The 14780-nt window shown below is 44.7% G+C and carries 14 protein-coding genes; 5 read left to right on the top strand and 9 right to left on the bottom strand.

The genetic code is table 11. The annotated features are described in order from the left end of the window. Positions 1 to 84: 84 nt before the first annotated feature. On the bottom strand, positions 85 to 1350 hold the full coding sequence (locus AT705_RS23065; RefSeq protein ID WP_058798664.1) for an NAD(P)/FAD-dependent oxidoreductase: 1266 nt from the start codon (positions 1348 to 1350) through the stop codon (positions 85 to 87). 968 nt (positions 1351 to 2318) lie between these two features. Between AT705_RS23065 and AT705_RS23060 the strand changes: the two genes are divergently transcribed. Further along, on the top strand, positions 2319 to 2753 hold the full coding sequence (locus AT705_RS23060) for a hypothetical protein (protein WP_058798663.1): 435 nt from the start codon (positions 2319 to 2321) through the stop codon (positions 2751 to 2753). A 328-nt stretch (positions 2754 to 3081) separates the two neighbouring features. On the opposite strand, the gene AT705_RS23055 is transcribed toward AT705_RS23060, so the two are convergent. Next, complete coding sequence (locus AT705_RS23055) at positions 3082 to 3567, bottom strand: TlpA family protein disulfide reductase (protein ID WP_058798662.1); 486 nt, start codon at positions 3565 to 3567, stop codon at positions 3082 to 3084. Further along, positions 3557 to 5662, bottom strand: coding sequence for a TonB-dependent receptor plug domain-containing protein (locus tag AT705_RS23050; protein ID WP_058798661.1), 2106 nt, complete (start codon positions 5660 to 5662; stop codon positions 3557 to 3559). The genes AT705_RS23055 and AT705_RS23050 overlap by 11 nt, the downstream gene beginning before the upstream one ends. A gap of 278 nt (positions 5663 to 5940) precedes the next feature. Between AT705_RS23050 and AT705_RS25605 the strand changes: the two genes are divergently transcribed. Both AT705_RS25605 and AT705_RS23040 read left to right on the top strand, forming a co-directional pair. Continuing rightward, the gene (locus tag AT705_RS25605) at positions 5941 to 6135 is read left to right on the top strand and encodes a nuclear transport factor 2 family protein (RefSeq protein ID WP_208856790.1); all 195 of its coding nucleotides are present in this window, start codon (positions 5941 to 5943) and stop codon (positions 6133 to 6135) included. Positions 6136 to 6371: 236 nt separating this feature from the next. Then, complete coding sequence (locus AT705_RS23040; RefSeq protein ID WP_058798660.1) at positions 6372 to 6980, top strand: LysE family translocator; 609 nt, start codon at positions 6372 to 6374, stop codon at positions 6978 to 6980. An 82-nt stretch (positions 6981 to 7062) separates the two neighbouring features. Here the strand turns inward: AT705_RS23040 and AT705_RS23035 are convergent, their stop codons facing one another. The 3 genes from AT705_RS23035 to AT705_RS23025 form a co-directional block, all read right to left on the bottom strand. Continuing rightward, a complete protein-coding gene (locus tag AT705_RS23035) occupies positions 7063 to 7563 on the bottom strand; it encodes a GNAT family N-acetyltransferase (protein WP_058798659.1) in 501 nt (166 codons plus the stop codon). A 131-nt stretch (positions 7564 to 7694) separates the two neighbouring features. Then, entirely contained in the window at positions 7695 to 8324 is a 630-nt protein-coding gene (locus tag AT705_RS23030) for a LysE family translocator (protein WP_058798658.1), read from the bottom strand. 217 nt (positions 8325 to 8541) lie between these two features. Further along, complete coding sequence (locus tag AT705_RS23025) at positions 8542 to 9624, bottom strand: alpha/beta hydrolase (RefSeq protein WP_058798657.1); 1083 nt, start codon at positions 9622 to 9624, stop codon at positions 8542 to 8544. Between the two features lie 84 nt (positions 9625 to 9708). On the opposite strand from AT705_RS23025, the gene AT705_RS23020 reads away from it, so the two are divergent. Together AT705_RS23020 and AT705_RS23015 are read left to right on the top strand one after the other, a co-directional pair. Further along, positions 9709 to 10656, top strand: coding sequence for a LysR family transcriptional regulator (locus AT705_RS23020; protein ID WP_082669124.1), 948 nt, complete (start codon positions 9709 to 9711; stop codon positions 10654 to 10656). An 86-nt stretch (positions 10657 to 10742) separates the two neighbouring features. Beyond that, positions 10743 to 11708 carry a hypothetical protein gene (locus tag AT705_RS23015; RefSeq protein ID WP_058798655.1) on the top strand — a complete coding sequence of 322 codons (966 nt, stop codon included), beginning with the start codon at positions 10743 to 10745 and terminating at the stop codon, positions 11706 to 11708. Between the two features lie 53 nt (positions 11709 to 11761). Here AT705_RS23015 and AT705_RS26140 read toward each other — a convergent pair whose 3' ends face one another. The 3 genes from AT705_RS26140 to AT705_RS22995 form a co-directional block, all read right to left on the bottom strand. Continuing rightward, on the bottom strand, positions 11762 to 12514 hold the full coding sequence (locus AT705_RS26140) for a hypothetical protein (RefSeq protein ID WP_058798654.1): 753 nt from the start codon (positions 12512 to 12514) through the stop codon (positions 11762 to 11764). 98 nt (positions 12515 to 12612) lie between these two features. Further along, positions 12613 to 14208 (bottom strand): PepSY-associated TM helix domain-containing protein, encoded by a 1596-nt coding sequence (locus tag AT705_RS23005; protein WP_237113849.1) that lies wholly within the window; start codon positions 14206 to 14208, stop codon positions 12613 to 12615. A gap of 247 nt (positions 14209 to 14455) precedes the next feature. Continuing rightward, positions 14456 to 14776 carry a hypothetical protein gene (locus tag AT705_RS22995; RefSeq protein WP_058798651.1) on the bottom strand — a complete coding sequence of 107 codons (321 nt, stop codon included), beginning with the start codon at positions 14774 to 14776 and terminating at the stop codon, positions 14456 to 14458. Positions 14777 to 14780 lie beyond the last annotated feature (4 nt).

Raw genomic sequence — 14780 nt, 5'->3', positions numbered from 1 at the left:
TCAATGTGAAAATAAAAAATCATTTTAATTACATAAAAAATAACCAAAAACAACAATGAATCAAAAGAAAATTGAGTAAAAACCTTACGTTTTAAACGCTCTTAAAAACTGAGCCCTCACCAATCTAGCAAGAAAAGAAAATGTAATAAGGTCACTTAAGTTGACTTCACGATTCAAAAATAGGTCAAGTTTATTTGCAACTTTTTGGTCATACACCGCTGAGGAAAGCACAGCTCTTTCAGGTGGAAATATGTAGTTGAACTCTCTACCAGATGAGTAACTTGAAATAATAAATTCATGTTCTTTTAATTTCTTTTTATGTATATTTTCATAATCTCTTACACTATTAAGTAACGCTATCGGATCATTTTCTAACAGGCTATGGCACGTTTTCTCTACCAGCCAATCAGCGCTTAACAGGCCAAATGCAACGCCAGTTCCAGCATAGGGATCTATTGACAACATAGCGTCTCCGATCAGCGCAACACCTTCAATTTGATGCACGGCCCTTTGAGTATCCATATTAGGTCCAACCGTGATATTAGCCACACGGTCTGCGCTATCCATATCTGGACCATCTGGTAACTCTTTGAAAAAATTGTGAAAGTTAGATTTGTAGTCTTTTTTGAATTCTGATAGTTGCTCATCATGTAATCCAATACATAACAAGGTGAGATCACCATCACAGGGGAATGCGTACGCAACATGTTTTCCCCAAAACCATAGTTGCGAAATAAGTCCTGATGTAAGTTTCAGGTCTTTATAATAAGAAACATAAAATGTTCGGTTATTTTTTCTTTTCTCGTAAGATGCGTTAATCTTTTTAGCAACAATAGAATTACGACCGTCCGCTCCAACGATAAGATTTGCGAATAGCTTGTGCTTTTCGCCTCCTTCTAAATCATCAGCTTCTACACCGATAACTTTTTTAGGATCCGAAAATATAAGCGCTGTCATCTTGTAACCTTGCAGTAGAGTTACATTTTCATGCGCCGCAGCCCTTTTTCTTAAAATGGGATCTAACGTTTTACGACGAACATTGTATCCATGATGCTCAGCACTTACAGCTGGGTCTGGTTTTATCCACCCCCACTTAGTCCACAACTGTATAAAGTTTTTAATTGCCCCAGATTTTTCAATCTCATCAACAACATTTAACTTTTTCAATATAGGAGTGGCTACTCCTTGTAAAAAGTGAGTACAAACAGGTTTATAGCTATTGATGTCTTTTGACTTTTCAATCAGACCAACCGACAACCCTTGTTCTGCATATAAAATTGCCGCAGCACTGCCAACAGGTCCAGATCCGACAATTATTACATCATACTTATTTTTACATTTATGTTTCATTTCGAGCTTCACCGAACATACAACATACATTGGGTTAAAATTTATAATACATACGGGTACAAAAGACAAGCAATTGGGGAATAAACGTCTAAAAAAATGAAAGAAATAATAAAACAAACACTTAAAATGAAACATTAAATTAACAAATAATTAGGAATATTTATGATGAACCTATGCTTTTACAGGAATAAATTAACTCTCAAATGGCCGTAATTATGAGAATTTGCATATACATTTAGATGAATTATTAAATTATTAATAAGCCGGTCCAAATAGACGCTGTTTATATACAGAAATCATCGTTCCTAACTTAATGTGAGAAACCCGCACCGTCACCTGTGACGGGAATTTAACCGCTGAGGCAAAGTTCGTGACACGATTAATCAGACTCAGGTCATCACCTGTAAAAATGGACAGATACACAACCCATTAATTTGTTACCGAAGAGGGGAACCCGGCTACAATCAGCAACCAGGTAAAAGTGTCGAAAAACTGTACGCAAAAAACAAAATCGCGTGTATAAAAAATGTCTACATATATCTAACAGGTGACGTGCCGTACTGATTCTCCAAATAAACACATGCTCCATGCGTATCACACGCTCGCTTACTTTGGGGTCATTAGGTTGTACTCTTGAACGTGAACATGAACGCTCAATTTAATACAAAAAAACTGGATAATTCTTGGTTTTCAATCACAATTTCCGATCGCAAAACAAGAAGGATAGGGCGGGTATGAATGCTCATGTTGATGATTTTTTGTGAAGTCAATTTTTAACTTGCCTTTTTAAACAGGTACGGGTACTTTTTTTCTCCGTGGAAGAAAATGACGCTCGTCAGCTTACAAAAGCATACGCCAGACGGACAATTTGAGCGGTAGGCCAGTCTGACAGCTAAACACCCATATTAAGAATGATTAACAGGATCAAGGGTGTTGATTCCACCTACCCACAACACATAAGGAACATCATGATAGAACTTACACAGATAGGTGCGCACCTCATCTTTATTGGTATTGCCTTCTTCCTGGTCGGTTTAATACAAGGTGCGCTGATACCAGCTGCAAAAAATTCCCGTATGGCACTTTCTGGCCACCTCACCGCTGTTCAGTGCGCCATGGCACTGGCGATCTTTGGCATTATCTGGTCACTGGTTGAACTGCCCTATTATTTGGAAGTTTTTGCTGCTTATGGCTCTGCATTGGGATTCATACTTATTTGGATCGGCATCACATTTGCCTCATTAACAGGCGCCAGTAAAGCGCTGCCCATCGCTGGCGCGGGATTCTCAGCAAACCTCTCAGCAGAAATTATGTTGAAAGTATTGGTCGGTATTGGGTCGCTGCTATCGTTAATCACCTGTGCTTTATTGGTGTTTGGATTATTACCATTACTTAGTTCGTGAGTAATTGATGCCTGCTCAAGTTAGGAGCAGCTTCTAAGGAACAAGGAACCTAACTTCAGTCAGCAATAATATGTAGATGCGAACAGCTCATACCAACATTGACCAGTGGGCAACGAAGCGCGATTTACAGGCAACAATGCCCAGTCACACGTCTGAGACATCAACTCGATAAAACACACGCCATTACGTTGAAACACCAATGTGAATTTTTTAAAGTTACCAAAGTGGTTTCTACATCTTCTCTCCATAGCCTAACCAGTGCTATTGATTGCCGTAACAGCACATCAATCACTTTATATTATGTCTGATGTTTAAGATCAGCGCTAACTCAGAGGCACTGTGTTACTTGATGCTCTTTCAGCAGTGCAGATAAAGTTTGCTGTGAACGATAACCCTGGGTGTAAAGCACCAGTTCTCCTTGGTTATTAAAGATCAAGGTCATCGGGACTGGCGGTTTTTTTCCTAACGCCTGAGTAAACTCACGACTGCTTAAAAAGGCGGGGAACTCATTGTGTTTTCGCTTAAGTGCGCGACGTAAATCACGGCGATTACCATTCACGCCCATCATCACGGGCTGAACGCCGGCACACGACTCGACCAGATCACTCAGTGCGACATGCTGCTTTTCACACCAGCGACAGTTTGGCATAAAAAAAGACATAAGCACTGGCGCCCCGGTAAATGGGGCCAGGGTTTGCAGTTCGCCATAAGCAGCGTCATCAAGACGCTGCATGGGTTGTGTATAAAAGTCAGTCGCCTGACTCTCATACACCAGGCAAGTGATCAGCAACATGGCCACCCATTTAAAATTCATAGGTGAGCCCGAGGTAAGCCTGTCTGCCTCTCAATGGGCCATGAATATACACCACATCATAGCCACCTTCAGCATCATACATCAGCGGACTGCCCATATCTTCAGCCTGATTATAATCAAACAGATTGCTGGCACCGGCATACAGGCTGAGTGCTTTGGAGAGTGACTTAACCACTTTTAAGTCAACCGTGACATAACTTTCAGCTGAGGTGGGTTTGGCAAACTCGCCGTTGGCATCGTTAAAACCTTCATAGCCGTATTCTGTCAGATTTCGACTCGCCACCCAGATTGCACTGGTGATGATTTCCCACTCATTAATATGTAAGTCGGTGCTAAGCGTCGCGCGCTTTTCGATGGGTGCGATGCCAAAAGAGGCCTTGAATGTGTCGTCGTAATGATACTGCTCCGCGATTGCTGACACAGTCAAAGTATCTGAAACCTGCCAGTTTGCCGAAATATCCACAGCAGTCACCGCGGCAGTTTCTGTTAGCTGAGTGAGCACCGGCGTGCCTGAATCAGTATGGGACAAAGTGGCCAGGTGCTCCACTTTAGTGTGTGCGGCTGAAGCCGTGACAGTCAGCATTTCTGCTTCGTAACTTAACGCGTAGGTGGCCGATTTTGAGCGCTCTGGTTCACTGACCTCTACCTGAAAACCTTTACCGGAATCCAATATGCCGTGGTCACTTTCAAAGAAAGATAAAGGTGCGCGATAACCCTGCCCCAGTGACAAACGTGAGGTAAAAGTATCATTGTGGAAATAACGCATATCGACCCTGGGGGACAGGATGGTTTTGTCGATTTCAACGCCAGGCTTTTGAGGGTCAACGAAGTCGGCCTGGATCTGATCCAGACGTAGCGCAGCTGAGACCTCAACGGACTCGTTTGGTAACCAGGTATCCTGTATATAAAGGCCGGTTGTATCGTAATCAAAGCTGTCCGATACATAATTTGCAGTGCTTTCGAGCGCAGCAGACGAGGAGCGCATCGTCTCATCTCGCTTGTCCGCACCAAAGGTAAGCAGGTGCTCAGTATTCAGATCATAGTTAAAGCGCACCGAGTAATAGTACATAGTATCTTCAGCATAGTAGTCTGTGCTTTCATAGAACGAGTCCTGAATATGGTCAACATAGGCCAAACTGGAGGTCACGTTCAGACGGGATGAAATCTCATGTAACCAGCTCAAGCTGGCCTCTTCACGCTCTGTTTTAACCCATTCCGCAGTTTCCCAGGCATTGCCGATGTAACGATTTCTGACGTCATCATTTACGAATAAGGAATCAGCCTCCCCCTGGCTGACACTGGCCAAGGTAGCAGAGATACTGGTTGCAGTATCACCCAGAACCGGGCCACCAAACACCTCTGATTGGGTTTGATTCAGCCGCACACGAATATTGTCTGAATAACCAATATCATGAGATACCATTAACGTCAGTGACTGATTGGTCAGGGCCGGATTTTCACTTACGCCGTTACCATCACCGTCAAACTGATCTTTGTTATCATACTGACCAATCAGGGTTGCCCGAGTATTGCCGTCTGTACTAATGCCACTTGCCAGCGCAGAGATCAGCTTGTATCCATCACTACCCGTCGCCATATCCAGTTCAATTTTATCTTCGCTGGGCTGCGCCGTAACCAGGTTAACCGTACCGCCAATGGCTTCCGGCGCAGTGAGTGATGCACCGGCACCACGGGCAATTTCAATACGCCCGATGCCAGATGCCGCTACTGAGTCCATGCCGTAAAAGCCAGAAATCATAGTATGCATGGGGATGCCATCAACGAGAACATTAGTATGCTCTCCTTTTAATCCATTGATCATGATCCGCTTTGCACCACACATCGCACATTCATTAGACACGCGAATGCCAATGGCATTTTGGATAGCATCTGCCAGGCTAGAGGACTGGGTGTTTTTTATATATTCGTTTGAAAGCAGCTCCGTTTTGGCAATATCGTCTTTTAATGCACCTGACTTGATCAGGCGTGAGCGCACCCCTTGTACCTCAATTTTTTCTACTGACTTGTCCACCCCGGTAGCAGGCGCGGATGCAGCTGACGCAATGACCGTCAGCGTTGACAAAAGCAATAACATGTTTGTGAGATCCTAGTTCTTATCTTAGTTACAACCCACAAATGTTATAATATAACATTTCACTTTTCATTAAATTGGGGTTAAATACTAAAAACGTAAGACGAAGTGAATAATTTAGTCAGAAAACAGCGCACAGACCTGCCAAAAAAATCTGCATACTTTACTTAGGTTGTTTTTTACCATTGAGCCTCTTGTCAAACTATATCTCAGTCGATTTAATAACTTTAGCCCTGTACAAAATCGCAGTGGCAAACATGGTTTAAATAAGGAGAATTTATATGTCAGAACCCACTCACATTGATCTGGTTGAGGCTTATGTTCACGCCTACAACGCCTTTGATATCGCCGCTATGCTGGCACTGTTAGATGAACAGATCGTGTTTGAAAACGAATCAAATGGCGAGATCACGGCCAGCACACATGGTAAAGCGGCGTTTGAACAACTCGCTGTAAAAGGTGCTGCGTTATTCTAAGCCCGCCAACAGACAATCACAGAATTAGCACTCGAAGAGCAGGCAGCCACGGCCTACATTCAATACCAGGCGACGCTTGCAGCGGATCTGCCGAATGGCTTAAGGGCCGGAGACACGCTCCAGCTTGAGGGCGAAACCCGGTTCCGCTTCCACAACAATAAAATAAGTTACATTAAAGACGTGAGCTGAGATACCATCAGCAAGGATAGTTTATTCAGCCCTACAGGAGCAATTGCATGACCTTTGAACACTATATGGCATTGTTTATCGCAATGTTTGTTGTCGCCATCATACCCGGACCTGCCGTATTCGCCATTACGTCGGCCTCTGTTGCCAGTGGATACAAACGGGGCATATTTATGACTGCGGGCCTGCTGCTAGCCGATTATGTGTTGATTTTGCTTGCTATTTCTGGTCTGGCGGTCGTTGCCGAGGTGTTGGGCAGCGCTTTTGTTATCATCAAATACCTCTGTGCCGCCTACCTGATCTGGATGGGCATTTCCTTGCTACTGTCAAAGCCCGGTGCTTCGGCCACTGACACGGCAACACATAGCACCCAATCGGCCGTACTGAGTGGTTTTTTGCTGACGCTAAGTAACCCAAAAGCCATTGTTTTTTATGTTGCTTTGTTTCCTACCTTTGTGGCCATAGAAAGTATGACCTATACGGACATATTAGGGATCATGGCATGTGCAACGCTGGCATTTGGCTCAGTTAATCTGGCGTATGTCTATCTGGGCGGTCAGGCCAGAAAGCTCATATCTACACCACGGCGACTAACCATGCTCAACCGCTGTGCCGGCTCGGTATTAGCAGCATCGGGCGTGACGGTTGCGGTTCGCTGATCTGGTCAACAGAGGCCACACCTTTATACGTGTGGCCTGAACAAGGCTTCAATGAGCATCATAGATTTTATTAAGTTCACGCTCAAAGCTCTATAGCTAGAATACAGCTATTTTGTGAGCCCGCACTGCGTTTGTCCGGATCATGAAAAGTATCAAGGATATGAAATCCGGCTTTTCGCATCATACCGGCCGAAGCCAGGTTTTCCTCATGTCGCTCAATTAACACGATTTCAGCGCCAACTTGCCTGGCCAGCGTGATGCATGCCTGTAACAGTGCTGTGGCAATGCCTTTCCCACCATGCTGACTTGCAACGACCACATCGCCGATAAAGTACATCAATTTCTGGTGCGTGTATTTGTTAAGGTAATCCGGGCTATGTGTTGCGTCAATCAGTACCGAGCAGCCGATAATTTCGTCATCCTGTACTGCCACCACGGCACTTGCAGCCCCACGTTCGAGCAACTCAAACTCGGCATTCACCCCTTCTTCGGTGAGGTAATTCCATTCATTCTGACCATGCTGCCATAGCAGGTTTTTTAGTGTGTCGGCTTCGGTCGGTAAAGCGAGTCGATAGGTGATCATCTGGGTATACCTTATGTTGTTATTATCTGTCAGACCTGAATTAACTACCATTCCAAGTACGTACCATACACTTTGTCTTTCATAGTCGTGATGATACACGCAAGTGTAAATGCCCTTTACACTACACTCGATCAAAGCGTGGTCATCGGTCCCGATAACTGTATCACTATTTCTTTTAAGACTGGTAATACAGAGATCACCAAGAGTCCCGCCATCGCCAGATTAAAGCACTTACGACTGGCGGCACTGTTCAGCCAGTTTTTTAGTAGTGAGCCAAACAACAGCCAGACACCGACACACGGAAAGGACACTAACAAAAAAGTGGTGGCAATCAACATAGTCTGAGTATCAACGCCACCACCCACAGTGGTAAAGGCAGCAATCGCGCCGGTCGCCACCACCCAGGCTTTACCATTGATCCATTGAAACAAAGCGCCTTTCAGAAACGAGAGCGGCTCACCCTGACTATCCGTATCCTGGGTCTCGGCTGAACGCGCGATCAACACGGCCAGATACAGCAAATACAGCACGCCCGCACATTTGATGATCATATGTAGCGCAGGAAACCATTCAAATAAGCGAGAAAAACCAAGCCCAACTAATAGCAGCATAAAGGCGAAACCAATGCATATCCCGCTCAGCAAAGGCAGACTTTTTTTTACGCCAAAGTTAACGCCAGAGGTCATGACCATAATGTTGTTAGGGCCAGGTGTAACAGAAGACGAAATCGCAAAGAGGATGATTGCATAGAGATATTCCATATTAGGCGTTTCCTTTTTTGTTATTTAATCCTCTTTTACAGATCTCTGTGTAAATAGGCAAGTAGCTGTATGCAGCTAAGCTTGAGTATATCCATTTACTTAGCGCATAGTCAGTGTCGAGATAAATGGGCAATATAGATTTTGTAGTTCGCTATCGTTTAATTTACGCGTGAGAAAAACTCGTCCAGAGTTCTGAGCGAGCACTCCCCTAGCTTGTTTACAGCTCAGCACGTTTACTAAATACAGTTGCAAAGTGTGGCAGCACTCGCTGGCTGATGCGATGACCAAAACCGCTACTGTGGTCGCCTTCAAACACTTCTACCTGTACCTTGCTATTGCTGGCCCGGCTCAGCTCACCAAGGCGCATATTGCCGTCTGAGATCCAACGGTACTCATCTTTATTACCCACCTCTACATGTACAGTTTGCAACTTACTCAGGACATGTGGGTTTGTGTATAGTCTGAGCAACTCACCAAACCCGCCTTGCCAGGCGTCTTTGCTGCTCTCAAGCTCAGTATAATGGGGGCCAAACGCATCACTTTGTGTGCCTGCAAACGCACTGCCATAGGCAAGCACCAGTGCCAGATTAGAGTGATCGACCCCTTGTTGCCAGAGTTTTAACCCCTGATAATCGGCAAATGCACTTGCCATAAATGCCGCGGGGTCGGCTGCTTTTGCCAGTTGCTGACGAAACAGCTTATAACCTGCCACCGCTTTCTCATCAGCCAGATAGGAGTCTTGCATGCCTTGCTCTGAAAACAGACCCGGGCTCATGGCATAAACATGGTTGAAGTGTTGCGGATATTTGGCGGCAAAGCGCAATGCGCCTGTTCCGCCCATAGAAAAACCAGCAATGGCAGTATCTCCGGGTTGCTTGCTGATCCGATAATTTGCATCCACAAAAGGCAAGGCTTCTTTCATCACAAAGTCTTCAAAATTACCGTGCGCCTTTGAATTGACGTAGAAACTGCCACGCAAGGGGGTATCCCCGTCTAGCATGACGACAATAAAGTCCATGCTGTTTCCGTCTTGCACGAATGTATCAAAGCGCTTAGCCAGGCTCTGAGCAAATCGATCTGGCCAGTTATAAGCGCCCAGAAAATACAATACCGGATAACTTTGTGTGCTGCTGTCATAGTCTTTGGGCAGATAAACACTGATGGTGCGGTTGGGGTCAGTGCCAATATAACTGCCCTCAATGGCCTGCGAATAGTATGAGTGTTGTACCAACTTTGCCTGAACAACTGCACTTACCAGGGCTACACATGTCAGCAATGCGGTTAATAGTCTCTGCATCATCATTATTCCTTTTTATTATTTGCATCTAAGCTACCCAATGCATATTGTTTAATCCAATATATAAATCACCTTTATTTATATCAAATGAATATAGATTGGCTCGACCTTAGAAAACTCCGCTATCTGGTTACCGTTTCCCAGGAGCTCAGCTTCAGCAAAGCAGCTCGGCGATTGAATATGGCCCAGCCCCCGTTAAGTCAGCAGATCAAAAAAATTGAACAACAACTGGGGTTTACCGTTTTTGAACGCTCAACACGTCAGGTCTCATTGACACGCAGAGGAGAGCGACTGATCCAGCATGCTGATAAAGTACTGGAAAGTCATTATGCGTTAATGCGTTATCTGGGGGCTGAACAGTCGGGTGAGCTACTCCCTTTGCGCTTAGGTGCCATCGGCCTGGCAATCGATGTGTTAATTGCGCCCCGTATTGCGACATTTCACCAGCAGCATCCGGATTATTTGATTGACCTGGAAGAAGGCACCACCCAGCAACTTATCTCACAATGTCACGCCCAGTTGCTGGATGCCGCAATTATCAGGCTGCATCAACATGCCCTGTCTGATGAGCATTTATATCTTCTGAAAAAAGAGCCTTACGTACTGGCAGTGCCGCGAGCGTGGCAACTCACCGCAGCAGAACTGTGCTTGTCAGCACTGGCCAGAAAACCCTATATTAGCTATCCACGGGATTTGCATCCTGAGCTGTATGATGAAATTAACCAGGCATTTGCCATCGCACATGTGCGTCCCAAACTGGTCCAGCAAGTCAAAACCAAATCCGCCACACTGGCGCTGGTTGCCAATCAGGTTGGTTTTGCAATCGTGCCTTCATCATTGTCTGAATCAGACAACAAGCACATTGATTTCATATCAATAAAACAATCTTTGCCCAGCGTTGATTATTACCTCTATTGCCGTGACTTAGAGCGACATCCAGGGCTCAGAGCGCTGCTACGCCTGCTGAAAGAAGACCTAAACGACGTGATTCCTCCTGTGCGTGAACCTGAAAAAGATGATCTAGATTTAATTTAGTTAAAATTTAATATTTATTCCTTTGACATTAGACAACAAAAGTAGATAGCTTGTTACCGAAAATTAAAACGCAAAGGAAATGAAAAATGATCACAAAAGTAAAAGCACTCACACTTGCAGCGGTTTTAAGCGCTGGTTTTATGCCTGGTATGGCATCAGCCGCAATCAATAACAACATTGGTGAGTGTGATTTTTACAGCTTATTTGAGCAAAACTATCGGGACGATTATGTGACCCGGGTTACCGCATCTGTTTCTTACAAAGGCTATCAGGGCTGTGCATTGGACAGAAACAATTATGTGAAATCTGTGCTGGCAAAAACCTCTGCGCGCAGAAATGCACTTGAGGCAGATATCCGCCAAAAGATTTATCAGAGCGTCGACGCTAACCTGAATGGCAGCTTTGACCTTGACTATGTTAACACCAACCTCAATGGTCCAATGGTATTTGAGCTGCGTGAATCAGGCGGTCGTATCTTAGCAAAAGTGGGTGGTGTCGGTATCAGTTCTACCGCAAAAATAACCTTAAAAAACACCCCGTCGTTTATTTTTAAAGCGTATGGCAGGATCAACTCCCCTGAAATCTGGGCAACCGCAGACTACAATGCCTTCAGTGGTGAAGTGAGTAACATCAGAGTGAATCCGGTGAACCTGAACATTGACTTTGAAACGCGCTTTTTGGGGATCAGCATCCCTGGCCTGTCAAACCTGATAGACAACTTTGTTGAGTCCAAGCTATCGAGCATGGCATATGCCGCCATTAACAGTGATAAGTTAACTGGCTCTCGCACTATTTTCTCTCTGGATAAAGCGATCCCAAGCGGTGAATTTTTCTATGGTGGTGAAGATTTGGGAGTGAAGGCAAAAGATGCGATTCGTCACATCATCAGTGGTCAGTCCGTCCGTATTTCTGTCTCGGGTAATTCACTGGGCTACACTACGCATTCAGCTTCTTTAAACGTTAAGCTCTCTGACACGCTGGAGATACAGTTAGATAGTCAACGCAGAAAGAACCCGCTGGGCCCTGACAACTGCCCGGTCACTTGCCACTAAAAAATTTAAAAAGTAATCTGAGGCACCGCTGTCAGTGCCTCATATTTCTATACTCAACGCGTGCTTACTTGATCTCCCACTTTAGGTAAGGCGCGTTTATCAAGCAGCTTAAAGTCACGCAAATCGATCAGGGCACTGAAAACCTGCTCCTGTCGGCGATACACTATCAATAAGTTGCCCTGTTTGTTTACAGCCTGTGTTATCAGCTCGCTGTAACCGCTGATGATTTCGGTGTAGCCGGAGCCATCAAGACGACTTAAAGCAAAAATAAGATCATCATTATAATCCAGCTGCTGATCCGCATTACTGTCTTCATTGATGAGCTCGTAGAAAATCGCCTCGTTTTGCTCATTCAGCCTAGAGCGTTCTTGTTCCAGGGTACCAAAGCGATAGATAAGCTGATCCACTGAGTCGAACAGCCAACGGGATTCATTGGTACTGGCGTTGACCAAGATTGCGTTTTTCATCCGCGACTCTCGATAACTGCTATACATTTTGTGTGGCCCACTCTGGCGATTGAAACCTTCTACCATAGAGAGATCTGTCGCGTCGACAGTCAGCTTTTCAGATTCCAGTGGGATTAAAAAGTAATCGTAGTCTCCCAGTTGTACCGGATAACCCAGGTCCCAGTTCTCTTCCTGATCTTTATCCTCAGCCAGGTTCAACGGTACGTTTTGCTCACTACGCTCCCTGAACAGGTCCTTGCCGACTTCATAAACAAAAAGTGCGCCCAAAGACAACGCCATTAGCAAAATGATCAGGCCGTTAATCCGCCAGATCCAGGAAAAGAAAGTCTGTGTTTTCATAATGGCACAGGGTCCTGTGTAGTGTGATAATTTACGAGTATGCCTTTATTTCGGGCACAAAAAAAGGCGCTGTTCACAGCGCCTTCTCAGTATGGATGTTATGCCCGAGATGTTATGGGCTCAGCGCCAATTGGCTGTGCCTTCACTTCCTTTGCATATACCCGCCTCATTGCTCCAATGCAAATCGCAGACAACAATAGCAAGATTGCATCAACCAGTAAGACATCGCGCAGCACATTGCCTTCAAGTTGACTGGAGACGTTGTAAAATAACGTCCAATCAGCGACAGGAGTAAATGCAAATAATGCGGCACTCGCACTCAATAGCGCCTTACAAAACAACTTTTGATTAGCAAAAAGTTGAGAAATTACCATGCAGGCAATCCATACAATATAAAAACTGCGTTCAATTAAGTCCGCTCTGCCTAGCTGCTCGATAGGTAACAGTCTTGCTAACACAAACCCTACCGCAGTAGCCAAAACCACTCCGATAAAACCACCAGATGTCAAACGCCTGACAAAGGTTAGACTACGAGCACTTTGCTTACGCTGCTTTGCGCGCTTGTCAATCCACATTAAATTACCGGTAATGATAAGATAAGCTGTCGCTAAACCGAATAAGAAAAAGGCCATACGCATGCCATAGCCTGCAAAGTCTCCAAAATGCAAACTTGCAATGGTTGACAACCCACCGCGTACTGCGTTGTCATAATTATCCATCGTAAGATAAATTTGCTCCTGATTACTCATCAGATAGCGCACTTCTCGCCAAAGAGAAAAGTCATCATTACTGGTTGCCGCAAAGACCAAAATGGCACTCTCATCACCATAATGCTCAATACTAATACGCTCGAGTGTCACATCACCCATGGTAGCCATTGCACGCCGATACATATCATCTATGCCTGTCATGGCCATTTGCTTATCGACCTCTTCCAAATGAGGCTGGTCAAATCCTGCGGCGTCAAGTAAAGCATCCTGATTACCTTGATACAAAATGACCGCATAAGAGATTTGGTAAATAATTACCAGATTGAACACCAGCCCTGTGAACGCATACATAATATGCATTGGCAAACCCATAGTGCCAATTAGATTATGTGCATCCAGCCATTTATCCTTTTTACCTTCTTTACGATATTGAAAGAACTTACTGAACAATTTACGCCAATGAATGACGACACCACTTATGATCGCAACAAAGAAAAATAAAGTAACTAAGCCCACAAAATAAAGACCTGGACGGCCCAAGCCCAGATTATAATGAAGCAAGTAGACAAACTCAGCGTAATTGTACTCATGACTATCACCAACCAGTTCTCCACTTGTCGCATCAAACAATAACGTATGATGCGCATGATCTTCACCAGTAACAGGATCTGGTTGCGCTAACTCGCTCTCAAATCCGATCTCGATATAAGGATTATGCTCGTCTGGCGGAAAAATAAAAAAGCCTCCATGCATTTCCACTTCGTACTTTTCTTCAATTGTAGCCAAGGCTTTGTCAATTGCTGGTGTGCCTGCAGCTGATTTTGCGTCGACCAACAAAGGTGTGCGTTCCCAGCTGGTGATATTTGCCTTAAAAAGCGCAATTGCACCGGCAAAAAAGATCACAAACAGGACTGTAGAAATAATAAGCCCCACCCATGCGTGTGCATTAGTGAGTGATTTTAACGTCTGATTATTCATCGTCATTGCCTACCTTAGCATCATCAGCGTTGTGTTAAGTATAACGGACGGCACTAATGTGAGCATTAGCGCCTTGAACGATTTCCAGGCCGACGGATAGGAGTAAGCCCATACAATACAACCCGCCCAGATAGGAAATGCCAGGATCAAACCAATAAGTAGCCTAACGCCTTCCGCAAAAGGAAGTAATAAGTTCAAATTCAGCACCAAAGAAACTGACAAAAATAAACCAATGAACAGACCAATTAGTGTTTTAGGCCACATAACTCGCCCCCCAAAAGGATAGACTCAAAACACACAATGCAGCTGTTATCGTGAGCGTGCGCATTTTGGAATATCCAGAGCTGATTGTGACAGTGAACAAACTCAGCATAAACACCACCAGCGCCGCCAGCATGGACGATACCCAGGGGTAATCAAAACTGAATACTACGATACCCAGAATGAACAAAAGGAGTGTACTAAACCCAGCCAAAGACTTTGGCCATGCGTTGGAAATTAAATTTTGGCGCTCACTACCGAGATACAAACTCAGTGCAGCTAGCCAAAGCGGGATAATTGCAATAAAACTCATATTT

Origin of the sequence: Pseudoalteromonas rubra (assembly GCF_001482385.1) — a bacterium.
GTDB lineage: Bacteria > Pseudomonadota > Gammaproteobacteria > Enterobacterales > Alteromonadaceae > Pseudoalteromonas > Pseudoalteromonas ardens.
The sequence above is the reverse complement of the archived record's forward strand: the minus strand, read 5'-3'. Positions and strand labels throughout refer to the sequence as shown.